Source organism: Cupriavidus sp. FW305-F7, assembly GCF_058782875.1.
The window spans coordinates 26,111-50,512 of sequence record NZ_JBYSYC010000054.1; the positions used below are offsets into that span (position 1 = coordinate 26,111).

Annotated in this window: 25 protein-coding genes; 8 read left to right on the plus strand and 17 right to left on the minus strand. The window is 65.9% G+C overall.

Going from position 1 to position 24,402, the window contains the following annotated elements:
- Positions 1–155: 155 nt before the first annotated feature.
- The 3 genes from AC3WL8_RS34040 (at position 156) to AC3WL8_RS34050 (ending at position 3,001) form a co-directional block, all read left to right on the plus strand.
- A complete protein-coding gene (locus AC3WL8_RS34040) occupies positions 156–1,133 on the plus strand; it encodes an ABC transporter substrate-binding protein (RefSeq protein ID WP_013956413.1) in 978 nt (325 codons plus the stop codon).
- A 175-nt stretch (positions 1,134–1,308) separates the two neighbouring features.
- The gene (locus AC3WL8_RS34045; protein ID WP_013956412.1) at positions 1,309–2,205 is read left to right on the plus strand and encodes an ABC transporter permease; all 897 of its coding nucleotides are present in this window, start codon (positions 1,309–1,311) and stop codon (positions 2,203–2,205) included.
- A gap of 1 nt (position 2,206) precedes the next feature.
- Positions 2,207–3,001 (plus strand): ABC transporter ATP-binding protein, encoded by a 795-nt coding sequence (locus tag AC3WL8_RS34050; protein WP_013956411.1) that lies wholly within the window; start codon positions 2,207–2,209, stop codon positions 2,999–3,001.
- A gap of 64 nt (positions 3,002–3,065) precedes the next feature.
- On the opposite strand, the gene AC3WL8_RS34055 is transcribed toward AC3WL8_RS34050, so the two are convergent.
- The 3 genes from AC3WL8_RS34055 to AC3WL8_RS34065 are packed head-to-tail and all read right to left on the minus strand — an operon-like array spanning position 3,066 to position 6,003.
- Positions 3,066–4,112, minus strand: a complete 1,047-nt coding sequence (locus tag AC3WL8_RS34055; RefSeq protein WP_211980971.1) for a tripartite tricarboxylate transporter substrate binding protein — start codon at positions 4,110–4,112, stop codon at positions 3,066–3,068.
- A gap of 56 nt (positions 4,113–4,168) precedes the next feature.
- Positions 4,169–5,005, minus strand: a complete 837-nt coding sequence (locus tag AC3WL8_RS34060) for a phosphate/phosphite/phosphonate ABC transporter substrate-binding protein (protein WP_013956409.1) — start codon at positions 5,003–5,005, stop codon at positions 4,169–4,171.
- Entirely contained in the window at positions 5,002–6,003 is a 1,002-nt protein-coding gene (locus AC3WL8_RS34065; RefSeq protein ID WP_013956408.1) for an ornithine cyclodeaminase family protein, read from the minus strand. Before AC3WL8_RS34065 ends, AC3WL8_RS34060 begins: the two co-directional genes overlap by 4 nt.
- A gap of 151 nt (positions 6,004–6,154) precedes the next feature.
- On the opposite strand from AC3WL8_RS34065, the gene AC3WL8_RS34070 reads away from it, so the two are divergent.
- The gene (locus AC3WL8_RS34070; RefSeq protein ID WP_013956407.1) at positions 6,155–7,042 is read left to right on the plus strand and encodes a LysR substrate-binding domain-containing protein; all 888 of its coding nucleotides are present in this window, start codon (positions 6,155–6,157) and stop codon (positions 7,040–7,042) included.
- 18 nt (positions 7,043–7,060) lie between these two features.
- Here AC3WL8_RS34070 and AC3WL8_RS34075 read toward each other — a convergent pair whose 3' ends face one another.
- The 3 genes from AC3WL8_RS34075 to AC3WL8_RS34085 are packed head-to-tail and all read right to left on the minus strand — an operon-like array spanning position 7,061 to position 9,494.
- On the minus strand, positions 7,061–7,330 hold the full coding sequence (locus tag AC3WL8_RS34075) for a hypothetical protein (RefSeq protein WP_153956159.1): 270 nt from the start codon (positions 7,328–7,330) through the stop codon (positions 7,061–7,063).
- On the minus strand, positions 7,327–8,739 hold the full coding sequence (locus AC3WL8_RS34080) for a LutB/LldF family L-lactate oxidation iron-sulfur protein (RefSeq protein WP_153956158.1): 1,413 nt from the start codon (positions 8,737–8,739) through the stop codon (positions 7,327–7,329). Before AC3WL8_RS34080 ends, AC3WL8_RS34075 begins: the two co-directional genes overlap by 4 nt.
- A 29-nt stretch (positions 8,740–8,768) precedes the next feature.
- Positions 8,769–9,494, minus strand: a complete 726-nt coding sequence (locus tag AC3WL8_RS34085) for a (Fe-S)-binding protein (protein ID WP_011615043.1) — start codon at positions 9,492–9,494, stop codon at positions 8,769–8,771.
- Positions 9,495–9,730: 236 nt separating this feature from the next.
- Between AC3WL8_RS34085 and AC3WL8_RS34090 the strand changes: the two genes are divergently transcribed.
- The 3 genes from AC3WL8_RS34090 (at position 9,731) to AC3WL8_RS34100 (ending at position 12,834) form a co-directional block, all read left to right on the plus strand.
- On the plus strand, positions 9,731–10,516 hold the full coding sequence (locus AC3WL8_RS34090) for an IclR family transcriptional regulator (RefSeq protein ID WP_013956405.1): 786 nt from the start codon (positions 9,731–9,733) through the stop codon (positions 10,514–10,516).
- A gap of 140 nt (positions 10,517–10,656) precedes the next feature.
- Entirely contained in the window at positions 10,657–11,406 is a 750-nt protein-coding gene (locus tag AC3WL8_RS34095; protein ID WP_153956157.1) for a FadR/GntR family transcriptional regulator, read from the plus strand.
- Between the two features lie 15 nt (positions 11,407–11,421).
- Positions 11,422–12,834 (plus strand): FAD-binding oxidoreductase, encoded by a 1,413-nt coding sequence (locus AC3WL8_RS34100; protein WP_211980970.1) that lies wholly within the window; start codon positions 11,422–11,424, stop codon positions 12,832–12,834.
- Between the two features lie 68 nt (positions 12,835–12,902).
- On the opposite strand, the gene pbpG is transcribed toward AC3WL8_RS34100, so the two are convergent.
- From pbpG to AC3WL8_RS34125, 5 genes are all read right to left on the minus strand, one after another.
- A complete protein-coding gene (gene pbpG, locus AC3WL8_RS34105) occupies positions 12,903–14,126 on the minus strand; it encodes a D-alanyl-D-alanine endopeptidase (protein ID WP_211980969.1) in 1,224 nt (407 codons plus the stop codon).
- 272 nt (positions 14,127–14,398) lie between these two features.
- Positions 14,399–15,121: a nitroreductase gene (locus AC3WL8_RS34110; RefSeq protein WP_153956154.1), complete on the minus strand. Its 723-nt coding sequence runs from the start codon at positions 15,119–15,121 to the stop codon at positions 14,399–14,401.
- A gap of 17 nt (positions 15,122–15,138) precedes the next feature.
- Positions 15,139–15,597 (minus strand): acyl-CoA thioesterase, encoded by a 459-nt coding sequence (locus AC3WL8_RS34115; protein ID WP_211980968.1) that lies wholly within the window; start codon positions 15,595–15,597, stop codon positions 15,139–15,141.
- Positions 15,598–15,669: 72 nt separating this feature from the next.
- A complete protein-coding gene (locus tag AC3WL8_RS34120) occupies positions 15,670–16,593 on the minus strand; it encodes a DMT family transporter (RefSeq protein WP_249221260.1) in 924 nt (307 codons plus the stop codon).
- Positions 16,590–17,510 carry a histone deacetylase family protein gene (locus AC3WL8_RS34125; protein WP_041228360.1) on the minus strand — a complete coding sequence of 307 codons (921 nt, stop codon included), beginning with the start codon at positions 17,508–17,510 and terminating at the stop codon, positions 16,590–16,592. Before AC3WL8_RS34125 ends, AC3WL8_RS34120 begins: the two co-directional genes overlap by 4 nt.
- Positions 17,511–17,869: 359 nt before the next feature.
- Here AC3WL8_RS34125 and phaP1 point away from each other — a divergent pair, with 359 nt between their 5' ends.
- Complete coding sequence (gene phaP1, locus AC3WL8_RS34130; RefSeq protein ID WP_013956397.1) at positions 17,870–18,448, plus strand: TIGR01841 family phasin PhaP1; 579 nt, start codon at positions 17,870–17,872, stop codon at positions 18,446–18,448.
- A 282-nt stretch (positions 18,449–18,730) separates the two neighbouring features.
- On the opposite strand, the gene amrS is transcribed toward phaP1, so the two are convergent.
- The 6 genes from amrS to AC3WL8_RS34160 all read right to left on the minus strand — a co-directional run.
- A complete protein-coding gene (gene amrS, locus AC3WL8_RS34135; protein WP_153956152.1) occupies positions 18,731–19,819 on the minus strand; it encodes an AmmeMemoRadiSam system radical SAM enzyme in 1,089 nt (362 codons plus the stop codon).
- Positions 19,816–20,010, minus strand: a complete 195-nt coding sequence (locus tag AC3WL8_RS34140) for a hypothetical protein (RefSeq protein WP_013956395.1) — start codon at positions 20,008–20,010, stop codon at positions 19,816–19,818. Before AC3WL8_RS34140 ends, amrS begins: the two co-directional genes overlap by 4 nt.
- A gap of 94 nt (positions 20,011–20,104) precedes the next feature.
- Positions 20,105–20,542, minus strand: coding sequence for a universal stress protein (locus tag AC3WL8_RS34145; protein WP_041227872.1), 438 nt, complete (start codon positions 20,540–20,542; stop codon positions 20,105–20,107).
- A gap of 316 nt (positions 20,543–20,858) precedes the next feature.
- The gene (lpdA, locus tag AC3WL8_RS34150) at positions 20,859–22,643 is read right to left on the minus strand and encodes a dihydrolipoyl dehydrogenase (protein ID WP_211980967.1); all 1,785 of its coding nucleotides are present in this window, start codon (positions 22,641–22,643) and stop codon (positions 20,859–20,861) included.
- A gap of 33 nt (positions 22,644–22,676) precedes the next feature.
- Entirely contained in the window at positions 22,677–23,354 is a 678-nt protein-coding gene (locus tag AC3WL8_RS34155) for an Ntn hydrolase family protein (RefSeq protein ID WP_013956392.1), read from the minus strand.
- A 68-nt stretch (positions 23,355–23,422) separates the two neighbouring features.
- The coding region (locus tag AC3WL8_RS34160) for a dihydrolipoyllysine-residue acetyltransferase (protein WP_492379733.1) at positions 23,423–24,402 on the minus strand (980 nt) is incomplete at its 5' end.

Consider the following 24,402-nt stretch of genomic DNA (forward strand, 5'->3'; position numbering starts at 1 on the left):
TCCGACGCGCCCGCGCACGCTCCCTCCAGCCGCAGGAAGCCGCCGCGCCCGCCCGGACCGGCACCGTACGCCAGCATGCGCGCGGGCCAGGACGGCGGACCGAACCATCCGCGGCCGTATCCAATCCAGAACCGAGTTTCGGGGGAGAACAGACAATGAAGTCCATCAGGGGTCTCGCAGCAACCAAGTCCATCCTGGGCGGCGCCGTGGCGCTGGCACTGCTGTACGGCGGCGCCGTGCAGGCCCAGACCGTCAAGGTGCTGTCGATCGTTGACCATCCCGCGCTGGACGCCATCCGCGACGGCGTGCGCGCCGAACTGAAGGCCGCCGGCTATGACGCCGACAAGAGCCTGAAGTGGGAATACCAGAGTGCCCAGGGCAACACCGGCACCGCGGCGCAGATCGCCCGCAAGTTCGTCGGCGACAACCCGAACGCCATCGTTGCCATCGCCACGCCGTCGGCCCAGGCCGTGGTTGCCGCCACCAAGACCGTGCCGGTGGTGTACTCGGGCGTGACCGATCCGGTCGCCGCGCAGCTGGTCAAGAGCTGGTCGGCCTCGGGCACCAACGTGACCGGCGTGTCGGACAAGCTGCCGCTGGACAAGCAGGTCGCCCTGATCAAGCGCGTGGTGCCCAAGGCCAAGACCGTGGGCATGGTCTACAACCCGGGCGAAGCCAACTCGGTGGTCGTGGTCAAGGAACTGAAGGAGCTGCTGGCCAAGGACGGCCTGACGCTCAAGGAAGCCGCCGCGCCGCGTACCGTTGACATCGGCCCGGCCGCCAAGAGCCTGATCGGCAAGGTCGACGTGATCTACACCAACACCGACAACAACGTGGTGTCGGCGTATGAGTCCCTGGTCAAGGTCGCCAACGAATCCAAGATCCCGCTGGTGGCCGCCGATACCGACAGCGTCAAGCGTGGCGCCGTGGCCGCGCTGGGCATCAACTACGGCGACCTCGGCCACCAGACCGGCAAGGTCGTAGTGCGCATCCTGAAGGGCGAGAAGCCGGGCGCGATCGCCTCGCAGACCAGCGACAACCTGGAGCTCTTCGTCAACACGGGCGCCGCTGCCAAGCAAGGCGTCACGCTGTCGCCTGAGCTGGTCAAGGAAGCCAAGACGGTCATCAAGTAAGCACAGACCAGCATTGCCCCCTGCCGCCGCAAGGCGGCGGGTGCTCCGTCGGGCCTATCCGGCCCGACGGGACAGAACAGGGCGAGGCGGCCGGCAGCCCCACACGGGCGTGCCGGCCCACCCGCCCCGAAGGCGGCGCCAAGGCAGCCGCCAGCCCCTGCAACAGGATTCCCCCATGTCCCTCTTTTCCCTTCTGGGCGCCCTGGAGATCGGCCTGATCTTCAGCCTGGTGGCGCTCGGGGTGCTGATCTCCTTCCGCATCCTCAACTTCCCCGACCTGACCGTTGATGGCAGCTTTCCGCTCGGCGGCGCCGTCGCCGCGACGCTGATCGCCGCCGGCCAGGACCCGTTCGTGGCCACTGCCGTGGCGATCGCGGCCGGCGCGCTGGCAGGCTTCATCACCGGCTGGCTCAATGTGCGCCTGAAGATCATGGATCTGCTCGCCAGTATCCTGATGATGATCGCGCTGTACTCGGTCAACCTGCGCATCATGGGCCGCCCCAATGTGCCGCTGATCACCGAGCCCACGCTGTTCACCATCCTGCAGCCCGAATGGCTGCCTGACTACGTGCTGCGCCCGCTGGTGCTGCTCGTGGTGGTGGTGGTGGCCAAGGTCGGCCTGGACTGGTTCTTCAGCTCGCAGCTGGGCCTGGCGATGCGCGCCACCGGCGCCAACCCGCGCATGGCCCGCTCGCAGGGCATCCCCACCGGCCGCGCCACGCTGGCCGGCATGGCGCTGTCCAATGCGCTGGTGGCACTGGCCGGCGCGCTGTTCGCGCAGACGCAGGGCGGCTCCGATATCTCCATGGGCATCGGCACCATCGTGATCGGCCTGGCCGCGGTGATCATCGGCGAAACCATCCTGCCGGCACGCCGCCTGATCTGGACCACGCTGGCCGTAGTGCTGGGCGCCATCCTGTACCGCTTCTTCATCGCGCTGGCGCTGAACAGCGACTTCATCGGCCTCAAGGCGCAGGACCTGAACCTGGTCACCGCCGCGCTGGTGACGATCGCGCTGGTGCTGCCGGCGACCCGCAAGAAGCTGTTCGCCCGCAAGAACGGAGGTGCCTGAGATGCTGCGCGCACAAGACCTGAAGCTCACCTTCAACCCGGGCACCCCGATCGAGACCCGCGCCCTGCGCGGCCTCAGCCTGGAGATCCCGAGCGGCCAGTTCGTGGCCGTGATCGGCTCCAACGGCGCCGGCAAGTCGACCTTCCTGAACGCGATCAGCGGCGACCAGATGGTCGACTCGGGCCGCATTGCCATCGATGACACCGACGTCACGCGCCAGCCCGCATGGGACCGCGCCCAACTGGTGGCCCGCGTGTTCCAGGACCCGATGGCCGGCACCTGCGAGGCGCTGACCATCGAGGAAAACATGGCCCTGGCCATGGCCCGCGGCAGCCGCCGCGGCTTCCGCCCGGCACTAAACCGCGTCTCGCGCGAGCTGTTCCGCGAGAAGCTGCGCCTGCTCAACCTGGGCCTGGAAAACCGCCTGACCGACCGCATCGGCCTGCTCTCCGGTGGCCAGCGCCAGGCGGTGAGCCTGCTGATGGCGTCGCTGCAGCCGTCGCGCATTCTGCTGCTGGACGAGCACACGGCCGCACTGGATCCGAAGACCGCGGCCTTCGTGCTGGAACTGACCGCGCGCATCGTCGAGGAAAGCAAGCTGACCACGATGATGGTGACGCACAGCATGCGCCAGGCGCTGGACTATGGGCAGCGCACGGTGATGCTGCACCAGGGGCAGGTGGTGCTGGACGTGTCGGGCGACAAGCGCAAGGGCCTGGATGTGCCGGACCTGCTGAAGATGTTTGAGCAGACGCGGCACGAGCAGCTGGATGATGATGCGCTCTTGCTGGGTTGAAGACAGCGTGCAATGAAGAGGGGGAGCCAGGCGGCTCCCCTTTTTCATGCCAGTGCGCGACGCGTCAGTCGATAGTGATATGCCGCTGCCGAATCACGCCGGCCCAGCGCGTACTTTCCTTCTGGATGGTGGTGGCAAGCTGCTGCGGCGTGCCGCCGGCCGCTTCCATCCCCAGCGTGGCCAGCTTTTCCTTCAGCGTCGCATCAGCCAGCACTGCATCAACATGCTGACTGAGCTTGCGCACGATCTCCGCGGGCGTACCGGCCGGGGCCATCAGCGCATACCACGACAACGCCTCGAACTTCGGGAAGCCCTGTTCGGCGATGGTCGGTACATCGGGCAGCACCGCCGAGCGCTTGGCGCTGGCCACACCCAGCGGGCGCAGCTTGCCGGCCTTGATATAGGGCAGCGCCGCCGACATCTGCGCGAACATCATCGTCACCTGGCCGCCGACCACATCGGTCATGGCCGGGCTGATGCCCTTGTACGGCACGTGGTTCAGCTTGACATGGGCATCCAGCTGCAGCAGTTCGCCGGCCAAGTGCGCCTGGCTGCCGGCGCCGGGCGAAGCAAAGCTCAGCTCACCCGGCTTCTGCCCGGCCAGCTTGAGCAGTTCCGCCAGCGATTTGACTGGCGTGGCCGCATTGACCACCAGCACGTTCTCGGCGGTGGCCAGCATCGCCACCGGCGCCAGGTCGGCCGGCTTGTACGGCAGGTTCGGCATCAGCGTGGGGTTAACCGCGATATTGCCGACCGGCACCAGCGCCAGCGTATAGCCGTCGGGCGCGGCCTTGGCCACCATGTCGACGCCGATGGTGCCGGCGGCGCCGGCCTTGTTCTCCACCAGCACGCTCTGGCCGGTGGCCTTGGCGATGCCTTCGCCGACCGCGCGGCCGAGCACATCGGCGGGCCCGCCGGCGGCGAACGGCACCACGATGCGCACCGGCTTGGCGGGATACCCAGGCGGCTGGGCCAGCGCGGGTGCGGCAGCGAGCCACGGGGCGCAGGCCGCGATGCAGGCAAGCACGCAGCGCATGGCCATGCGTCGAAGGACAGGATTTACGGCGGGCTTCACGGCAGCTTCCACATCAGGTTTCACAGCGGTCTTCATGACGGTTTCCCCCATTTGGCAGTGATCAGGCTTGGCTCCCCCACCGCGCCGGCAGTCTAGTTATCGTGCTTGGCCGTGCCCGGTCCGGCATCGGTCAGCGCAAACCCCGCCTGGTCCGCTTCGCGTGCGAGTTCAGGCAGAACGGCATAGTCGGCCGGTTGCACCGGCGCAAAGCGCGCCAGCCCCAGCATGGACAGCAACGCGCTCCCCGTTGCACCCTCATGCAGCGTCAGCAGCGCGGCACGCACATACGCGCACTCGTGCGGGTCGGCCTGCGCGGAGGCGACCAGCGGCGGGATCGGCGCGGCCGGGGTCACCTCCAGCGTTTTCAGCTGCCCCGCGAGCCCGGGTTCGAAGCGGCGCAGCAGGTCCAGCACATAGCTGTCGACCACTCCCACCTCGGCATCCCCGCCGATGACCGCGTCGATGACTTGGCGCGGGGTCGGCGTGGGTGCGGCGGCAGGCCGGTACAGCGCACGGGTGCCGGCCGGCGCCAGCCGCATCAGGTGATGGCGCGGCGCGTTGTAGCCCGAGTTGGACTCAGGCAGCATGCATGCCAGCCGAGCGCCGAAGGTCTGCGCCAGCGCCTGCACCGGCGCGTCAGCACGCACGATGAATTCGCTGAAGTAGACCGGGCGCCCGCCGTAGCGCGCCAGCGCCGGCACCGGCGCGGCCAGCAATTGCGGCGTTGCCGGCGCGCTGGCATAGGGATAGCCGCACATGAATACGCAGCCGCAGTCCAGCCGCGCCCACAACGCGTTGACCGGGGCCGGCGCGGGATGTTCGACATATGGCAGGTCCACGCCGGCGCGGTCGGCCACGTGCGCCAACAGCGCGCGCCACGCCTGCTCCACCGGCGCGCTGACCGAGTACATGCGGGCGTTGGCGATCATGCGTAGAGCAACCTCTGGCCCAGGCCGCGGCTCTCGGCCTTTTTCAGGATAGCGTGGCCCAGCGCGATATCGCTCAGCGACAGGCCGCGGTGCCAGAACAGGTTGGTCTCGTCGTCGCTCTGGCGGCCCGGCTTGCGCCCGGCGACGATCTCGCCCAGTTCGGCATAGAGCGTCTGTTCCGACAGCTTGCCGGCTTCCACATGCGCGCGCAGCGAGCCGAACATGCCGCCCTTGCACTGGCCCCAGTCATCCACCACCATCCTGGTCATGATGTCGGTCAGCGACAGCTCGACCGCGCTCATGGTGCCGTACGGCACGATAAAGGCGCCGGGCTTGATCCACTCGGTCTTCAGCATCGGCGTCGGCCGCTCCAGGCGCGAGGCCTCGATCACGATATCGGCGCCGCGCACGCACGACTCCCAGTCTTCGGTGACGACGATCTTCTTGCCGAGATCACGCTCCAGCCTCGCGGCGAAGGCATTGCGGCTTTCGGGGCGGCGCGAGTGCACGCGGATCTCGTCGAAGTCGAACAGGCTGTCGAGCAGGCGCACATTCCAGTAGGAGGTGCCGCGCGCGCCGATATGGCCCAGCACCTTGCTGTTGCGGCGCGCCAGATGCTTGGCGCCGAGCGCGGTTAGCGCGCCGGTGCGGGCATCGGTAATGAAGGTGGCATCGATCATCGCCACCGGCATGCCGGTGCGCGGATCGAACAGGTTGAGCATCGCCATTTCCGATGGCAGCCCGAGCTTGTAGTTGTCGACGAAGTCGCCGACGATCTTGACGCCTGCCAGCCCCAGCGGCGCCACATAGCCGCGCAACACGTTGAAGTGGCCGTTGAAGGCGGGGTCGGGAATCAGGTGCACGCGTGGCTCGATCACGGTCTGGCCGTTGCCCTGCGCCACGAGCGCCTGCTCGACCGCGTCGAGGATCTCGGCGTCGGTCATTTCCAGGCGTGCGATGTCCTTGCCGTTGATGTAGGTGAGATGGATGTCGCTCATACAGTCTCCTGCCTCCGGGATGGAAAACCCTGCACATCGCTGGTGCGTGCCCTGCGGCGCGCGGCGTGTGTCGATGGAGTTCAGTGTAGGTATGGCGCCATTGACTGTCATATGCTTATATGTCCGCCAGCCTTAACATCAGGTTAATGTCATGAAAATGAACCTGCGCCAGATCGAGGTGTTCCGCGCGGTGATGCTGACCGGCTCGATCAGCGGTGCGTCCAAGCTGCTGTACGTGTCGCAGCCGGCCATCAGCCGGTTGATGTCGCACACCGAGCAACGCCTCGGCCTGGAATTGTTCCGCCGCACCAAGGGGCGGCTCTACCCTACGCCGGAAGCGCGGCGCCTGCTGGGCGAAGTGAATGCGGTCTATGAAGGGATCGAGCGCGTCAACGAGATCGCCGAGGACCTCGCGGCCAACCGCACCGGCAGCCTGCGCCTCACATGCAGCCCCAACCTGGGCCAGACCGTGCTGCCGCGCGCCATCGCGAGCTTTCGCGCTGCGCACCCGGCGGTGCGGGTGGTGGTGCGTACGCAGATCCCCGGCAATATGCTGCGCGCGTTACTGTCGGGACAGGTGGACCTGGCCGTGTCGAACATGCCGCTGGTGCACCCCAACCTGGAGGCGCGCCTGCTGGTAAAGAACGCGATCGTGGCGCTGGTGCCGGTGGATCACCGGCTGGCCACGCGGAGTTGGGTGCGCCCGGCCGAGCTGGTCGGGGAGGACCTGATCGGCTACGGACCGGACGTGCCGTTCGGATTGCTGGTCCATGAGATGTTCGGCAGCGAGGGCAACCAGCCCGATATGCGCGTGCAGGTGGAGCAGGCGCACGTGGCGCGCGCGCTGGCGCAGGCCGGCGCCGGCATCGCGCTGGTCGATGCCATGACCGTGTTCGGCCAGAGCTGGCCCAATATCGTCGCGGTGCCGGTACGCACCAAGGTCAATGCCTCGGTGCAGATCTTCCATGTGCAGACCGAACCGCTGTCGCGGCTATCGCTGGAATTCGTGGATACGCTGACGGGGATGATGAAGGGTTAGTGGTGCTGTACTGAAGCCTCAGACTGTTGCCGCCTTGTCCAGCCAGCGCGTCAGCTGGTCTGTCACAGCCGAGCTCGAGAACGAGCAGCTATCCTGCGCGAACACTGCCGACATCTCGAGCCGGCGCAGCAGCTCTTCCATTGCCTGCCCGTAGACCGGCGGCAGCGCCAGCCCCGTACCGGCTTCGCGCCATGCGCGCACCAGGTCGCCAGCGGGCATCGATCCGGCCAGGTGCTGGTCCAGTGCGGCACGCATGCGCACCAGTGCTTCGTTGTTGGCGGCGCTCATGAACGTGCCCTCCTTTCCTTGTACAGTTCGCGGAACGTGCGGCCCGACGGGGCCGGCATGTCGCGGGTTTCGGTCCAGCCCTTGCCGGCCATCGGCAGGCTGGCAATCAGCTTGTTGCTGCCGCCCATGCGGCCCAGCAGCCAGGCGCCGATGCGGGTGGCAAAGGCATACAGCTCCGGGCGCTTGGCGACGTAGCCCCACGCCTGCAGCGCGAAGCGCTCCTGCCATGGGCGCAGCCCGCGTTCCATCTGCTTCTCGCGCAGCTTGCGCAGCAGGTCCGACAGCGGGATCGATGCCGGGCACACGCGGTTGCACTCGCCGCACATGGTCGCCGCCTGTGGCAGGTCGATCGCATTGGCGAGGCCGACATAGCTTGGCGTCAGCACGCTGCCCATCGGTCCCGGGTAGACCCAGCCATAGGCATGGCCGCCGATCTTCTGGTACACCGGGCAATGATTCATGCAGGCGCCGCAGCGGATACAGCGCAGCATCTCCTGGAAGTCGCCGCCGATCAGCCCGGTGCGGCCGCCATCGACCAGCACGAAGTACATGTGCTCGGGGCCGTCGCGCTCGCCCTCGGCGCGCGGGCCGGTCAGCAGCGAGAAGTAGTTCGAGATGGCCTGGCCGGTGGCCGAGCGCGGCAGCAGGCGCATCACCGTGGCCAGGTCTTCCAGCGTCGGCAGCACCTTTTCGATGCCGGTCACGGCCACGTGCACGCGCGGCATCACCGTGCACATGCCTTCGTTGCCCTCGTTGGTGACCACCGCCACCGAGCCGGTCTCGGCAATGATGAAGTTGCCGCCGGTGACGCCCATGTCGGCGCTCAGGAACTCGGGCCGCAGCACTTCGCGCGCCTCGCGCGTCATCTCCGGGATCTCGGTCAGCCGCGGCTTGTGGTGAACCCTAGCGAACAGGTCGGCGATCTCGTCCTTGTCCTTGTGCACCACCGGCGCAATGATGTGCGACGGCGGCTCCGAGTCGTTGATCTGCAGGATGTATTCGCCCAGGTCGGTCTCGATGCTCTGCACGCCCATCTCGCCCAGCACCTGGTTCAGCCGCATTTCCTCGGTCACCATGGACTTGCTCTTGATGACCTTCTTCACGTCATGCTTCTGCGCGATCTCGGCCACCAGGCGCGCGGCATCGGCGGTGGTCTCGGCAAACAGCACCGTGGCGCCGCGCCTGGTCGCGTTCTCTTCGAAGGTGGCCAGCCAGACGTCGAGGTTTTCCAGCGCGCGGTTGCGGCGCTCCTTGAGGGCCTCGCGCGTGGCGTCGAAGTCGATATCGCGGATCGCATCCGCGCGGGCCGTGACGAACTTGGTCGAAAGCTTCTTCAGGTTCTGCTGCAGGCGCTGGTCGGCCAGCTTCTGGCCGGCGCGCGCCTTGAATTCCATGCTGTGGACTTGCATCGTGGCGATTCCCCGGATTTCAGCGGATGTCAGGCGTCGCCCGCCAGCACCTGGGCGATATGCAGCACGCGCGTGCTGCTGTCGCCGGTGCGGCGCAGGCGGCCTTCGATATTGAGGATGCAACCCAGGTCGCCCAGCACCACCGTATCGGCGCCGCTGGCCTTGATGTTGGCGCACTTCTCATCGACGATCGCCGTCGAGATATTGCCGTACTTGACCGAGAAGGTGCCGCCAAAACCGCAGCAGGCTTCGCAATCCTTCATTTCTGTCAGCTGCACGCCCGGCAGGCGCGACAGCAGCTCACGCGGCTGCTGCTTGACGCCCAGCTCGCGCAGGCCGGAACAGGAATCGTGATAGGTGACATGGCCCGAGAACGACGACGGCAGCGTCTGCACCCTGGCCACGTTGACCAGGAAATCCGTCAGCTCGAACACGCGTTCGCGCAGGCGCTCGTAGCGGCCGTTGAGTTCGGGATCGTTGTGCAGCAGGTCGCCGTAATGCTGGCGGATCATGCCGCCGCAACTGCCCGACGGCACCACGATGTAGTCGAACATCTCGAACTCGCGCAGGAATTTCTCCGCCAGGTCGCGCGACACCGCGCGCTCGCCCGAGTTGTAGGCCGGCTGGCCGCAGCAGGTCTGCGCCTCGGGCACCATGACCTCGTAGCCGGCGGCTTCCAGCAGCTTGAGCACCGAAAACCCGATTTCCGGACGCATCAGGTCCACCAGGCAGGTGGCGAACAGACCAACTCGCATTGTCGACTTCTCCAGACCCCGAAACCCCACAATTATGCGCGTTTGCGTCGCGCGTGGCGCACAAACCGTTCAGCAAGGGCGTGAATCAGGTGCAATGCACATCACTTGCGCGAGCGACATCACCGGGCATTTCTTACGGTAATGTCATTTCACCTATTGAAATTTTCACAATGCGAGATAGAATCAGGCAGACGCTTAAAAATGCCGCACGGCAACATTTCTCTTTTTTCCCATCTATGTCCGACGCAGACAAGTCACCCGGCAAGACGTCCATCCAGGTCATCGAGCGCATGATGACCCTGCTGGACGCGCTCGCGCAGCACGCCGACCCGGTCAGCCTGAAAGAGCTGTCACTGGCCACGGGGCTGCATCCCTCAACTGCCCACCGCATCCTCAACGACATGGTGGCCTGCCGCTTTGTCGACCGCTCCGATCCCGGCAGCTACCGGCTCGGCATGCGGCTGCTGGAACTGGGCAACCTGGTCAAGGCACGCCTGTCGGTGCGCGACGCGGCGCTGGCGCCGATGCGCGCGCTGCACCGCGTCACCGGCCAGACCGTGAACCTGTCGGTGCGCCAGGGCGACGAGATCGTCTACATCGAGCGCGCCTACAGCGAGCGCTCGGGCATGCAGGTGGTGCGCGCCATCGGCGGCCGCGCGCCGCTGCACCTGACCTCGGTCGGCAAGCTGTTCCTGGCTGCGGACGAAGCCGCGCGCGTGCGCAACTACGCCACCCGCACCGGGCTGGCCGGACATACGCGCACCTCGATCACCGACCTGACCAAGCTCGAGCGGGAACTCAGCTGGGTGCGCTCCAACGGCTATGCGCGCGACAATGAAGAGCTGGAACTTGGCGTGCGCTGCATTGCCGCCGGCATCTATGACGATTCGCGCCGGCTGGTGGCCGGGCTGTCGCTGTCGGCGCCGGCCGACCGGCTGCAGGACAGCTGGCTGCAGAACCTGAAGGACACGGCGCTGCAGATCTCGCGCGGCATGGGCTACGTGACCGAAGCTGCCGCCTGAAAAGACCGAATCACCAGCCACCGCCAACGCGCGGATTGCCATCATGGCAGTCCGCGCGTTTTGCTTTGGGGCCGCGGCCATCCCAATTCAATGGTTTACCCTATGTTTTCAGATAACCAGCAAACCTTATAATCGGCACTATGCGAACCCGTGCCGTCACCCTCACCGAACAGGTCACCCGCCAGTTGCGCGCCGACATCGAAAGCGGCACCTACCCCGTCGGCAGCCGACTGCCGACCGGCAGGCAGCTGGCCGAGCAGTACGGCGTCAGCGCCGCGGTGATCCGCGAAGTCACCGAGCACCTGCGCTCGCAGGGGCTCGTCGAGTCACGCCAGGGCGTTGGCTGCACGGTGCGCTCGCGTACCGGCGCGGCGGGGTTCCAGCTGCCGCGCGAACCCGATATCGACGCCAGCGGGCTGGCGGACCTGTACGACCTGCGCATCGACCTGGAAGGCGCCGCCGCGGCGCTGGCCGCCGCGCGCCGCAGCGATGAGGACGTGGCCGCACTGAGCGGGTTGCTGCAGCGGCTGCACGCTCATCTCTATGACCCGCAGCCGGCCGCCGATATCGACGCCGCCTTCCATATCGGCATTGCCGCCGCCACGCACAACCCCTACTACCGCCAGCTGCTGCAGTACCTGAACCTGCAGCTGCACCAGGCCGTGGCCACCGCGCGCGCCAATACGCTGCGCCAGGCCGGCCTGGCCGAGACCGTGCATGCCGAGCATGAAGCGATCGTCGATGCTATCCGCCGTGGCGATGCCGCGGCAGCCCGCGCCGCCGCGGTGACGCACCTGCAATGCGCCGCACGCCGACTTGGCCTTGTGCTGCGCACGCGCGCCGATGAAACGTCGACAGCGCGCGCCAGCAGCCACCCTTCCCTTTCCTGAAACGACACCGCCATCATGCAAACCGGCCAATTCGCCCAGCGGCTCACCGAGGCCCTCGGCGCCGACACCGTCCTGACCAACCCCGACGACATCGCCCCGTGGCTGTCCGACTGGCGCGGCATCTACCGCGGCCAGGCCCAGGCCGTGCTGCGGCCGCGTACCGTGGACGAGGTGTCGCGCGCCCTGGCGCTGTGCCAGCAGGCCGCGGTGCCGGTGGTGCCGCGCGGCGGCAATACCGGCCTGTGCGGCGGCGCCACACCCGATGCGCAGGCGCAGAACGTGGTGCTGAGCCTGGATCGCATGAACGCGGTGCGCTCGCTCGACACCATCGCCAACACCATGGTTGCCGAGGCCGGCTGCATCCTCGGCAACCTGCGCCGCGCGGCGCAAGACGCCAACCGGTTGCTGCCGCTGTCGCTGGCGGCTGAAGATTCATGCCAGATCGGCGGCAACCTTGCGACCAATGCCGGCGGCGTGAACGTGGTGCGCTATGGCATGGCGCGCGAGCTGGTGCTGGGCGTGGAAGCCGTGCTGCCCAACGGCGAGGTCTTCCACGGCCTGCGCACGCTGCGCAAGGACAATACCGGCTATGACCTGAAGCAGTTGCTGATCGGCTCCGAAGGCACGCTCGGCGTGATCACCGCGGCCGCGCTGCGGCTGTTCCCGCGCACCGACACGCGCAGCGTGGTGCTGGCGGCGGTGGCCTCACCGGCGCAGTCGCTGGCACTCTACGAGCTGCTGTTCGCGCAATGCGGCGCGCGCCTGCAGGCCTTCGAGTTCTTTACCGGCGACTGCCTGGACCTGGTGCTCACGCACGCGGAAGGGGTGCAGGAACCGTTTGCGCAGCGCTACCCCGCCTATGTGCTGGTGGAACTGGCCGACACCACCGATGAAGCGGCACTGAACGCGCTGCTCGAACGCGTCATCGGCGAGGCGCTGGAGCGCGAGCTGTGCCTCGATGCAGCCGTGTCTGCCTCGCTCGCACAATTGCAGGCGCTGTGGAAACTGCGCGAGGAAATCTCCGAGGCACAGCGCGCCGACGGCCCGCACCTGAAGCACGACATCTCGCTGCCGATCGAGCAGATCCCGGCCTTCATGACCTCGATGGAAACGCGGCTGCGTGGGCTCGATCCCGCCATCCGGCCCTTTATCTTCGGGCACTTCGGCGACGGCAACCTGCACTACAACCTGTCGCGCCCAGCCGGCGCGCCCAGGGACTGGGCGGCCACGCAAGGCGATGCGGTGACCGACGCAGTGCTGGACGAAGTGATGCGCTACGGCGGCAGCATCAGCGCCGAGCATGGCATCGGCCAGCTCAAGCGCTATGCCTTCCTGGCCATGAAGGACCCGCTGGAACTGCGGCTGATGCGCGAAATCAAGGCCGTGTTCGACCCGGCCGGGATCATGAACCCCGGCAAGCTGCTCTGACGGCCGCGGCCGCCAAAAAGAAAAACGCGCCGTAGCACGGCGCGTTTTTTCCGGTCAGGCGTTCCGTATCAAATGCCGCGCGACTGCTGCGAAGCCAGGATCGCGTGCGCGCCGCCCGGAGCCTGCGTCAGGTTCGGCGACGACGGGAAGCCACGCTGCGGGGACGATGGCGACGGCGCATGCTCCAGCCATTCCTTGACGCGGTTGGCATCGGCAAAGCGCGACAGCTTGCCGGCCGAGTCCAGGAACACCATCACCACGTTGCGGCCCTGGACCTTGGCCTGCATCACCAGGCACTGGCCAGCTTCGGAGATAAAGCCGGTCTTCTGCAGGCCGATCTCCCAGTTGCCGCCGCGCACCAGGCGGTTGGTGCTGACGTAGTGCTGGGTGCGGCCCATCACGTTGACCTCATGCTCGGTCTGCGTCGAGAACTCGCGGATGGTCGGGTTGCGGTACGCTGCGTTGACCATGCGCACCAGGTCTGTCGCGCTCGACACATTGCTGCTCGACAGCCCGCTGGAATCGACGAAGTGGCTGTCGTTCATGCCCAGCTCGCGGGCCTTGCGGTTCATCGCCTGCACAAAGGCCGGCAGGCCGCCCGGATAGTTGCGGCCCAGTGCCGACGCGGCGCGGTTCTCGGACGACATCAACGCCAGCAGCAGCAGTTCCTGGCGCGTCAACTGCGTACCGAAGCGCAGGCGCGAACTGCTGTGCTTCTCGGTGTCGCGGTCGTCCTCGGAGATGGTCAGGACTTCGTCCATCGGCAGGCGGGCGTCCATCACCACCAGCGCGGTCATCAGCTTGGTGATCGAGGCAATCGGCAGCACCGCGCTGGCGTTCTTCTGGAACAGCACCTCGTTTGAGTTCTGGTCCATCACCAGCGCCACGCTGGAACGCAGTGCCAGCGCGTCATCGGTGTCGCGCAAGCCCATGGCTTCGCCAAGCGACGGCTTGGCCGGGGTGAAGACGGCGCGCACGGGTGCCGCGCGCTGGGCCACAACGGTATGGCGCTTGCCGTTCCTCAGCACCACCACCTTGCGCGTGCTGCTTGCTTCGCTCTTGGCGACCTTGCCGCCACGCGAACTCTTGGCGACAGTCTTCGAAGCACTCTTTTTCTCGGCGTTAGCCGATTTTGCCTGCTTCTTGGACGTTTTTTGGGTGGTTGCAGACGTGGTGGCCGCTAGGGCCACGGGTGCCGCGACCATCGACACCGACACCAGGACCGCGGCAGCAACAGCGGACAGGGGTGCGGAGCCGAAGAATCTGGAAAAAATGGAATCAGACCGGAACATGATTCGTTCAGCGCATAGGAATGGCGCTAGTGTAGGAAAGAAAGAAATTGTTAGCAAGATTAAAGACTTACAGACGCTCCTTAAAGTTCGATTTGCAAACATTTCCACATTGTGGAAAAAGCAACCAAAAGGTCACGTTTGCATGCGAACCGCCTCTGGCTTGCCCCGGGCGTACCCGGGTTCACCTTGCTGCCTCCTGGAAACACTCCAGCCAACACAGGGAAGTCACCTTGTATATCGGCATTCATCGTTACACATTGATACAAGCTTTACTATGAGAGGAAACGCGCGAACTCGCTGACCGGTTCACGTTCCGTGGTCAGTTGGTTCTCGATCGCTTCCGGGTCGGCAAAACCCAGTGACATGCCGCACACCACCATTTCCTCCGGCGGCAGCCGCAGGTGACTGCCGATGATCTTGTGGAATTGCGTGAACGCCGCCTGCGGGCAGGTATCGAGCCCCCGCGCCCGGGCGGCGACCATGATGCTTTGCAGGAACATGCCGTAGTCCAGCCAGCTGCCCTGCTCCATGATGCGGTCGATGGTGAAGATCATCCCCACCGGCGCATCGAAGAAACGGAAGTTGCGCGCATGCTGTTCATGCATGCGCGCCTTGTCTTCACGGCTGATCTCAAGCAGCCCGTACAGGTCCCAGCCCACCTTGCGCCGCCGCGACAAGTAGGGATCGGCCCACTCGCGCGGGTAGTACGGATACTCCTCCAGGTACTTGCTGTCGCGCTCGGGGTCTTCGTAGGCGCCCAGCACATCGGCGCACAGCTTGGCCTTGGCCTCGCCGGACAGCACATAGACGCGCCACGGCTGCGTATTGGTGCCCGACGGCGCACGGCTGGCCACGGCCAGGATTTCTTCGACGGTCCGGCGCGGCACCTGCGTATCGAGAAAGGCCCGCACCGAACGCCGCGTCAGGATCGCGCGATCCACGCAGTCCACGGCATCCTGCGAACCGAATTGCACCTCGTGGGACATCTTGTTCATCTCCTGTTGCCCCGTTCCTACCGTTGCCCGCCCGCCACCGCGTCGGTCATCACCAACGGCAGCAGCGCCTCGCGCAGCGGCTCGGGCAACGGCACCGGCCGGCGCGTGGCGCGATCGACATAGACGTGGATGAAATGCCCCTGCGCGGCGGCGATCTCGTTGTCGCCGCTGAACAGCCCGACCTCATAGCGCACGCTCGACGTGCCCAGCCTTGCCACGCGCAGGCCGGCCACGACGGTCTCGGGGAAGCTGAGCGACGAGAAGTAGTTGCACTGCGTCTCGATCACCAGCCCGATCGTGTCGCCCGATGTGACATCGAGCACGCCCTGCCGGATCAGGTAGGTATTCACCACGGTATCAAAATAACTGTAGTAGACAACGTTGTTAACGTGGCCATAGACATCGTTATCCATCCAACGCGTGGTGATCGGCTGGAAGTACAGATAGGCACTGCGCGACTCGGCTTGCGGTTTCATGAGACGTGGACGGAACAGGATGGAATAGGAATACTCTGAAGTAGCCGCGTACGCGACTCGAACGCGCCGCGGCTAGCGGCGGATGACAAGTGCGACACCCAGCGCCGCGAGCACCATGCCGGCAGCGGCCAGCGGCGGAAAGCGCTCGCCGAAGAGCAGCCAGGCCATCACTGCGGTAGTGGGCGGCGTCAGGTACATCAGGCTCGACACCTTGGTGGCCGCGCCCTGCCGGATCAGCAGGAACAGCAGCGAGATCGCGCCGATCGACAGCGCCACCACCGACCACGCCATGGCACCGAACATCGCGGCACTCCACTGCACCGCGCGGGTCTCGAACAGGAACATGAACGGCACGCACGCAAGTGCCGCCGCGGCGAACTGGATCACCGAGCCCATGCGCAGGTCGAACACCGGGCAGTAGTGCTTCTGGTAGACCGTGCCGACCGTGATGCTGAGCAAGGCGCCACCCGCCAGTGCCAGGCTTGCCGGCGTGAGCCCGCTGGCACCCAGTTTGTTGGCCACCACCAGTGCCACGCCGGCAATGCCCAGCAGCAACCCCAGCCACTGGCGCGCGCCGATGCGCTCACCCATGCGCGTGGCGATCAGCGCGGTCAGGATCGGCTGCATGCCGACGATCAGCGCCGATATGCCGGCGGGCATGCCAAGCTTGATCGCCGCCCAGACGCCGCCCAGGTAGCCCGTCTGCAGCAGCAGCCCGGCGACGGCGATATGGCCGACGGCGCGCCAGTCCGTTTCCGCCTTGCCTGGCAGGCGCGGCAGCGGCACGCGCGCCAGCAGCACGAATGGCACCATCAGCACCACCACGCCGGCAAAGCGCAGGAACAGGAAGGTCATCGGCTCCGCATACGGCATGCCGTATTTGGCGACGATAAAGCCGGTGCTCCAGATCAGCACGAACAGCCACGGCATCGACGCCACCCACAGGGTGGCGCGGGCGCTTGCCGCTGCGCCGCCTTGCTCCATCACGCCACTCATGAGGCCAGCGCCACCTGTGCATGGCGCGCGTGATATTGCGCGGCTAGGCTCACAGTCTGCGCGTGGACCGCAACCGTATCCTCGATCTGGTTGCCGTAGCCGCCCGCCATCGCCACTGCCACCGGCAATTGGCGTGCATGCGCGGCATCGAACACCAGCCGGTCGCGCCGTGCCAGGCCCGCCAGGGTCAGCCTGAGCCGCCCGAGGCGATCGCCCTCATGCGGATCGGCACCGGCCAGGTAGATGAGCAGTTCAGGATCGAAGCGACTGAACAGCGTGTCCAGCGCCGCCTGCAGCGCCTGCGCATAGGTGTCGTCGTCGCAGCCGTCTGGCAGGCCGACGTCCAGGTTGCTGGCTTCTTTGCGGAACGGATAGTTCTTCTCGCCATGCAGCGACAGCGTGAACACGGAGGGATCGCCTTGCAGGATCGACGCGGTGCCGTTGCCCTGGTGCACGTCCAGGTCGACCACGGCCACGCGGCGCACGGCACCATCGCGCTGCAGCACGCGGGCCGCAATGGCGGCATCGTTGAACACGCAGAAGCCGCCGCCCTTGTCGGCATACGCATGGTGGGTGCCGCCCGCCAGGTTCACGGCAACGCCTTCGCGCAGCGCCGTCCGGCAGGCCTCGATGGTGGCGCCGGCGGAGCGCCGCGAGCGTTCCACCATGGCCTCGGACCACGGGAAGCCGATTTCGCGCTGGCGCGCCGCGTCGAGCGTGCCGGTTGACGCGGCCTGCACGTACCCGGGCGTGTGCGCCAGCAACAAGGCGTCGTCGCCCGCGCGCGGCGCCTCCACCAGGCGCAACCCCGGCACCTGCGCCGCGACGGCATCGCGCAGCATGCTGTACTTGCGCATCGGGAAACGGTGCCCGGGTGGCAGTGGCAGCACAAAGTGGTCGGCGTAGAAAGCGAGCATGGAAGTGGCCTGGGCGGTTCGGTTCACGTCTTGTTGGATTCCCGGCGGCGGCCAGCCGTGCGGGCGCGGGCAATCCGGGATGGTAGCACCCCTGCCCGGCCATCGCCGGAGCGTGCCGGGATAGCGCAGCCGCCACATCCGTACATCGTCTGCAACGCTCTTTTGTGCATCGCACAAAATCCACTTGACATTGAATCCGGCGTCTCTACAATAGGAATTGTTGCGGCGCACCAAACAAGAAATGCGCCTTGACCCACCCACACGCCTGGGCTGGCCGAATCCGGCACAACACCGTCACGGCCCTGACATCTAGGCGGCTTAATTTGCTAGACCTTGAAGTTCACCACTGGAGACCAGCAATGATCCTCACCCCGGAACAAGTTGCAGCAGCGCAAAAGGCCAACCTCGAAACGCTGTTCGGCCTGACCACCAAGGCGTTTGAAGGCGTCGAAAAGCTCGTCGAGCTGAACCTGCAGGTCGTCAAGACCTCGTTCGCAGAAAGCGTCGACAACGCCAAGAAGGCACTGTCGGCCAAGGACGCGCAGGAACTGCTGGCCATCCAGGCCGCAGCCGTGCAGCCGGTTGCCGAAAAGACCCTGGCCTACACGCGCCACCTGTATGAAATCGCTTCGGAAACCCAGAGCGAGTTCACCAAGGTAGCCGAGGCCCAACTGGCCGAAGGCTCGAAGAACGTGCAAGCCCTGGTCGAGAACCTCGCCAAGAACGCCCCGGCCGGTTCGGAATCGACCGTGGCCATCGTGAAGTCGGCGATCTCCGCTGCCAACAACGCCTACGAGTCGGTGCAGAAGGCGACCAAGCAAGCGGTCGAAATCGCTGAAACCAACTTCCAGGCTGCGGCAACGGCTGCCACCAAGGCTGCCCAGCAAGCCAGCGCCACGGCCCGTACGGCCACGGCGAAGAAGACGACGGCTGCCTGATAGCAGTCTGCGTTGAAGATGGACCGGCTACGGCCGGTCCGTTGGCAAAGCATATCGACGCCTGGCGTTTGCGGTGTGCTTTGCCAACGATGAAGGTAGTGCCCTGACTGAGTTGCACCGGCGCTGCCTTGTCTGCCGATGTCTCCTCGGTACCGCGGTCTCCTTGTCCAAAGGTATCGTTAAACCCGACCTCTACAGGTCGGGCTTTTTTTTTGCGCTTCCCCCTTCCACCAGGTTGGTCCCAGCGACCAGCGGCTGTGGGCACTGCGCCTGCATGCCGGCTTATTCCCCGATGTACACAGGAATCCGCCGCCGCCCGAACTGACGCTCAAAATTCCCGAAACGTCCTGCAATCTGCGCAAAGCAGTCCGGGCAAGTTCCCGTGGGCGTCAGGCGATAGCTTTCGATCGCATGCCAGTCGCGCACAATGAGCTGCGCGCGGCAAACAGGGCAATACGTGGTGGCACCGGCAGTATCGTGGACGTTGCCGGTGTAGACGTAATGCAGCCCCTCCGCCAACGCGTGCTTGCGAGCGCGCGCAAGGGTGGAGCATGGTGTCGGCGGCACGTCGCGCATCTTGTAGTCCGGATGGAATCCGGTGAAGTGCAGCGGAACGTCGGGCCCAAGCTCCCTGGCGATCCACTGGGCCTCGGCGCGAATCTCGTCATCGCTGTCGTTCTTGCCGGGAATGAGCAGCGTCGTGATCTCCAGCCAGACATCGGTTTCGTGTTTCAGGTACTGGAGCGTCTCCAGTACCGGCTGCAGGTGCGCCCCGGTGAAGGCAACATAGAACGCGTCGGTAAAGCCTTTCAGGTCGACGTTTGCCGCATCCATCCTGGCGTAGAAATCACGCCGCGCCTGGGCGCCCATATACCCGGCGGTCACTGCCACCGCCTTGATCCCCAGTTCGTGGCAGGCATCGGCTACGTCCATGGCGTATTCGGCGAAGATCACCGGGTCGTTGTAGGTGAAGGCCACGCTCTTGCAACCATGTGCCGCCGCCGATGCGGCGATCGCTTCGGGCATGGCCGCATCGGCCAGGGTCTCCATCTCGCGCGATTTACTGATATCCCAGTTCTGGCAGAACTTGCAGGCCAGGTTGCAGCCGGCCGTGCCGAACGACAGGACGGCGGAGCCCGGGTAAAAGTGGTTGAGCGGCTTCTTCTCTACAGGATCGATACAGAAGCCCGACGAGCGGCCGTAGGCGGTCAGCACCATCCGATCGCCGACCCGCTGGCGCACGAAGCAAGCGCCGCGCTGCTCGCCGTGCAGGCGGCAGTTGCGCGGGCACAGGTCGCATTGCATGCGACCGTCATCCAGGAAATGCCAGTAACGGCCGGGGTAGCTCCCTGAACCGGGCACATCCTTCATGGATGGTCCTTGTGCGGCTTGCTGATCACGGTTACCGACAACACATCCAGGTCGAAGAACGGGCTGTCCGCCGGAGGCGGGGGCAATCCGGCACCCCAGCCGGCGATGGCATGCTTGATGTACTCTGCCATCTGCTCGTCGGCAACGTCCCTGGGCTGGTCGATCATCACGACATAGCGGCGAGTGCTCATGGCGGATCCTTTATGGCGCCCATGACAGGCAACCATGGTGGCATCACGAACGTGTCCGGCATCATCGATGCCGGCGACCCCATTCACGCGGCGTTCAGCGATATACCAGCACCGGAATCTTGCTGTGGGTCAGTACCTTCAGGGTTTCGCTGCCGATCAGCAGACCCTTCACACCCCTGTGTCCATGAGATGCCATGACAATCAGGTCACAATCCTTTTCTTCGGCAGCCTTGATGATGGCATCGTAGGGGTGGTCGTCGACCACGCTGCTGGTGTCACAAGGCACGCCTGCCGCGGCGGCCTCTCGGGCGATGCCGTCCAGGTATTTCGATGCGTCCTCGAGGACCGCCTCTTCGAACTGCTCTCGGGTGTCGGTGAGCATTTCGGTGTGGTAAGTCGTGATGTGGAAATCCGGGCAGGCGCGCACCGCCGTAATGCTGGCTTGCGTCTCCTGCGCGAACACCAGTGCCTTGCGAAAGGCCGCTTCGGCCAGGGCGGAGCCGTCTACCGCAACAAGAAGATGCCTGAACACGTCGTGCCTCCTTGTCAGCTGAACGGTAGCCACACGGGGGGCCACCGGATCCCGCCAGCAGACATCTGGCAAGCGAACGGCCGCGTGCGAATATGCAGTGCCGCCCTCGGTTGCATTGAGGTGCATGCCGGCTGCATTCAGTATAGGCAGCGAAGATCTTGCGCCGCTCCTGTCGCAAACTGCATCCCGGCCGCGATGCAAGCGGTTGTGGCACCAGATCTCGCGGACGCCGCCAAATCTTGGCGGTTAATTGCATAATTGCCCATGAGAAAGCCCGCCTGGACAGGCGGGCTTTCTCGCATGCGGCGACCGGCGCTCAGCGCTTGCGCGGCGGAGGCACGTCAGTACACGTACCTTCATAGATCTCCGCCGCCATGCCGATCGACTCACCCAGCGTCGGGTGCGGATGGATGGTCTTGCCGATATCCACCGCGTCGGCGCCCATCTCGATCGCCAGGCAGACCTCGCTGATCAGGTCGCCGGCATGCGTGCCGACGATGCCGCCGCCGATCACGCGATGGGTTTCCTCGTCGAAGATCAGCTTGGTGAAGCCCTCGTCGCGGCCGTTGGCGATGGCGCGGCCCGAAGCCGCCCAGGGGAACACGCCCTTGCTGTACTTGATCCCATTCGCCTTGCATTCGTCTTCGGTCAGGCCGGCCCAGGCCACTTCCGGATCGGTGAAGGCCACCGACGGGATCTGCTTGGCATCGAAGTAGGCCTTCTCGCCATGGGCGGCTTCCGCCGCCACGTGGGCTTCGTGCACGGCCTTGTGCGCCAGCATCGGCTGGCCGACGATATCGCCGATCGCAAAGATATGCGGCACGTTGGTGCGCAACTGATTGTCGACGTTGATAAAGCCGCGGTCGGTCACGGCAACGCCTGCCTTCTCGGCGCTGATGCGCTTGCCGTTGGGCGAGCGGCCTACCGACACCAGCACCAGGTCGTAGCGCTGCGGCTCGGCCGGTGCGGCCTCGCCTTCGAACTTGACGTAGATGCCGTCCGATTTGGCTTCCACGCCGACGGTCTTGGTCTTCAGCATGACCTTGCCGAAGCGGTCCTTGTTTTTCTTTTCCCAGACCTTGACCAGGTCGCGGTCAGCGCCGTTCATCAGGCCGTCGAGCATTTCCACGACGTCGATGTCGGCACCCAGCGTGCTGTACACCGTGGCCATTTCCAGGCCGATGATGCCGCCGCCAATGACCAGCATCTTGTTGGGCACTTCGGGCAGCTCCAGCGCGCCGGTCGAGTCGACGATGCGCGGGTCGTCGGGGATGAAGGGCAGCTTCACCGCCTGGCTGCCGGCGGCGATGATGGCCTTCTCGAAACGGATCACGGTCTTCTTGCCGGTGGTCTGCTTGCCCTCGCCTTCAGTCAGCTCCACCTCCAGGTGATGCGGGTCGAGGAAATTGCCGACGCCGCGCACCACCTGCACCTTGCGCGCCTTGGCCATGCCGGCCAGGCCGCCGGTCAGCTTGCCGACCACCTGGTTCTTGTAGTGGCGCAGGCCGTCCAGGTCGATCTTGGCTTCGCCGAACAGGATGCCGTGGGCAGCCAGCGCCTTGGCTTCGTCAATCACGGCGGCGTTGTGCAGCAGCGCCTTGGACGGGATGCAGCCCACATTCAGGCAGACGCCTCCCAGGGTGCCGTAGCGCTCCACCAGCACGGTGTTCATGCCCAGGTCTGCGGCGCGGAAAGCGGCCGAATAGCCGCCGGGGCCGGCGCCCAGCACCAGCATCTCGCACTGGATATCGGCGCCGCCGCTGTGGCTGGCGGCGGCAGGAGCCGGGGCCGGAGCAGCCGCCGCGGGTGCGGGAGCCTGCGCCGGTGCCGGGGCTTGCGCGGGCGCCGGGGCGGCCGCGGCCTGCTGGGCCTCGATGGTGCAGATCACCGCGCCCTGGCCGACCTTGTCGCCGACCTTGACCTTGACCTCAACCACCTTGCCGGCGGCCGACGACGGCACGTCCATGCTGGCCTTGTCGGATTCCAGCACGATCAGGGACTGTTCCACCTCGACCGTGTCGCCGGCCTTGACCAGCACCTCGATCACTTCCACCGCGTCGAAATCGCCGATATCCGGCACCTTGACTTCGATCACACTCATGTTTGCTCCTCTATGCGCGCCCGCCTCTCGGCTTCAGGGCGCGCCGTCGTTGTTGGTTGCCGCGCTGTCGGGTGCTGTATTGCCGGTCGACGGATTGCCACCCGCGGTACCGCCAGCCACCGCCGCCGGTGCGGCGTCACCCTCGTGCAGCCGCACGGTGTGCACCTCGATCGGCCCCGCCGAACTCTTGTCGAACTCCACGCCCGCATCGACGCCGATACGCGCGATCTCGCCCGCATCCAGGTCCGGCCGGTCATAGACCGCATGCATCGCGCCCAGCGCGTAGTTGCGGCCCGAGCCGATGCCCCAGAAGCGGTCGAACGAAAACACCTCGCGGTACGAATAGACGCCGAAGATGCCCGCCGGATTGGCGATCAGGCATACGATCTGCGACGACTCGTAGGGATCGTCCTCGTCTTCCTTGGTGTTGACGAAATAGTCCGACTTCAGCTTCTCATGCACCTTCAGGAAGGTGCGGAACACGTCGTCGCGCGAGCCCAGCCGGCACTCCTCGCCCAGCCCCGCCAGCAGCGTGCGCATGACCGGGAAGTGCGCGGTGGTCCCGGCCAGCGCGATAAAGCCGTCGCCCACCGGGAACACCTTCTGGTTGCGCTCGTAGGCACGCGACAGGCGCGTGTCGCCAAAGGTGACCAGCGCGTCTGCCGCGATGGCCACCTCGGCGCCCTTCCTGACGACCACGCAGGTAGTCATGGCTCGCTCCCGGTTGCGCGTGGTGCGCCGGGCAGGCCAGGCCGTCGGCCTGCCCGGCGCAACCCCGCTTACAGCAGGATCCGGCGGAAATCCGCCAGCAGTTGCCCGAAGTACGTGTTGAAGCGCGCGGCCTCGGCACCGTCGATGACGCGGTGGTCCCACGACAGCGACAGTGGCAGCGTCAGGCGCGGCACGAACTGCTTGCCGTCCCACACGGGCTTCTGGTACGACTTGCACACGCCCATGATGGCCACTTCCGGCGCATTGATGATCGGCGTGAAGTACGTGCCGCCAATGCCACCCAGCGACGAGATCGAGAAGCAGCCGCCCTGCATCTGGTCCGGCTTGAGCTTGCCGTCGCGTGCCAGCTTGGCCAGTTCGTTCATTTCCTGGCTGATCTCCAGCACGCCCTTCTTGTCGGCGTCCTTGATCACCGGCACGACCAGGCCGTTCGGGGTGTCCGCGGCGAAACCGACGTTGAAGTACTTCTTCAGCACGAGGTTGTCACCGTCCAGCGAGGCATTGAAGTTCGGGAACTTCTTCAGCGCCGCCACCGTGGCCTTGATCATGAAGGCGAGCATCGTCACCTTGATGCCGGCCTTTTCGTTTTCCTTGTTCAGCTGGACGCGGAAGGCTTCCAGTTCGGTGATATCCGCTTCGTCATGGTTGGTGACGTGCGGGATCATGACCCAGTTGCGGTGCAGGTTGGCGCCCGAGATCTTCTTGATGCGCGACAGGGCCTTGCTTTCGACCTCGCCGAAGCGGGTGAAATCGACCTTCGGCCACGGCAGCAGGCCGAGCTCGCCACCACCGGCACCAGCCGCGGCGGCCTGCGCGGGCGCGGCGGCCTGGCCGCTCATCACGCCCTTGACGTAGCCCTGCACGTCTTCCTGGGTGATACGGCCCTTGGGGCCGGTACCCGGCACGCGCGACACGTCCACGCCCAGCTCGCGTGCGAACTTGCGCACCGAGGGGCTGGCGTGGGCGGCCTTGCCGGTTGCGCCAGCGGCGGCCGGCGCGGCAGCAGGCGCTGCGGCCGGAGCCGGGG

Bases quoted from the DNA above. Each gene is read 5' to 3' on its own strand.
- AC3WL8_RS34040 (WP_013956413.1), top strand. From the start codon at position 156: ATGAAGTCCATCAGGGGTCTCGCAGCAACCAAGTCCATCCTGGGCGGC.
- AC3WL8_RS34045 (WP_013956412.1), top strand. From the start codon at position 1,309: ATGTCCCTCTTTTCCCTTCTGGGCGCCCTGGAGATCGGCCTGATCTTC.
- AC3WL8_RS34050 (WP_013956411.1), top strand. From the start codon at position 2,207: ATGCTGCGCGCACAAGACCTGAAGCTCACCTTCAACCCGGGCACCCCG.
- AC3WL8_RS34055 (WP_211980971.1), bottom strand. From the start codon at position 4,112: ATGAAGACCGCTGTGAAACCTGATGTGGAAGCTGCCGTGAAGCCCGCC.
- AC3WL8_RS34060 (WP_013956409.1), bottom strand. From the start codon at position 5,005: ATGATCGCCAACGCCCGCATGTACTCGGTCAGCGCGCCGGTGGAGCAG.
- AC3WL8_RS34065 (WP_013956408.1), bottom strand. From the start codon at position 6,003: ATGAGCGACATCCATCTCACCTACATCAACGGCAAGGACATCGCACGC.
- AC3WL8_RS34070 (WP_013956407.1), top strand. From the start codon at position 6,155: ATGAAAATGAACCTGCGCCAGATCGAGGTGTTCCGCGCGGTGATGCTG.
- AC3WL8_RS34075 (WP_153956159.1), bottom strand. From the start codon at position 7,330: ATGAGCGCCGCCAACAACGAAGCACTGGTGCGCATGCGTGCCGCACTG.
- AC3WL8_RS34080 (WP_153956158.1), bottom strand. From the start codon at position 8,739: ATGCAAGTCCACAGCATGGAATTCAAGGCGCGCGCCGGCCAGAAGCTG.
- AC3WL8_RS34085 (WP_011615043.1), bottom strand. From the start codon at position 9,494: ATGCGAGTTGGTCTGTTCGCCACCTGCCTGGTGGACCTGATGCGTCCG.
- AC3WL8_RS34090 (WP_013956405.1), top strand. From the start codon at position 9,731: ATGTCCGACGCAGACAAGTCACCCGGCAAGACGTCCATCCAGGTCATC.
- AC3WL8_RS34095 (WP_153956157.1), top strand. From the start codon at position 10,657: ATGCGAACCCGTGCCGTCACCCTCACCGAACAGGTCACCCGCCAGTTG.
- AC3WL8_RS34100 (WP_211980970.1), top strand. From the start codon at position 11,422: ATGCAAACCGGCCAATTCGCCCAGCGGCTCACCGAGGCCCTCGGCGCC.
- pbpG (WP_211980969.1), bottom strand. From the start codon at position 14,126: ATGTTCCGGTCTGATTCCATTTTTTCCAGATTCTTCGGCTCCGCACCC.
- AC3WL8_RS34110 (WP_153956154.1), bottom strand. From the start codon at position 15,121: ATGAACAAGATGTCCCACGAGGTGCAATTCGGTTCGCAGGATGCCGTG.
- AC3WL8_RS34115 (WP_211980968.1), bottom strand. From the start codon at position 15,597: ATGAAACCGCAAGCCGAGTCGCGCAGTGCCTATCTGTACTTCCAGCCG.
- AC3WL8_RS34120 (WP_249221260.1), bottom strand. From the start codon at position 16,593: ATGAGTGGCGTGATGGAGCAAGGCGGCGCAGCGGCAAGCGCCCGCGCC.
- AC3WL8_RS34125 (WP_041228360.1), bottom strand. From the start codon at position 17,510: ATGCTCGCTTTCTACGCCGACCACTTTGTGCTGCCACTGCCACCCGGG.
- phaP1 (WP_013956397.1), top strand. From the start codon at position 17,870: ATGATCCTCACCCCGGAACAAGTTGCAGCAGCGCAAAAGGCCAACCTC.
- amrS (WP_153956152.1), bottom strand. From the start codon at position 19,819: ATGAAGGATGTGCCCGGTTCAGGGAGCTACCCCGGCCGTTACTGGCAT.
- AC3WL8_RS34140 (WP_013956395.1), bottom strand. From the start codon at position 20,010: ATGAGCACTCGCCGCTATGTCGTGATGATCGACCAGCCCAGGGACGTT.
- lpdA (WP_211980967.1), bottom strand. From the start codon at position 22,643: ATGAGTGTGATCGAAGTCAAGGTGCCGGATATCGGCGATTTCGACGCG.
- AC3WL8_RS34155 (WP_013956392.1), bottom strand. From the start codon at position 23,354: ATGACTACCTGCGTGGTCGTCAGGAAGGGCGCCGAGGTGGCCATCGCG.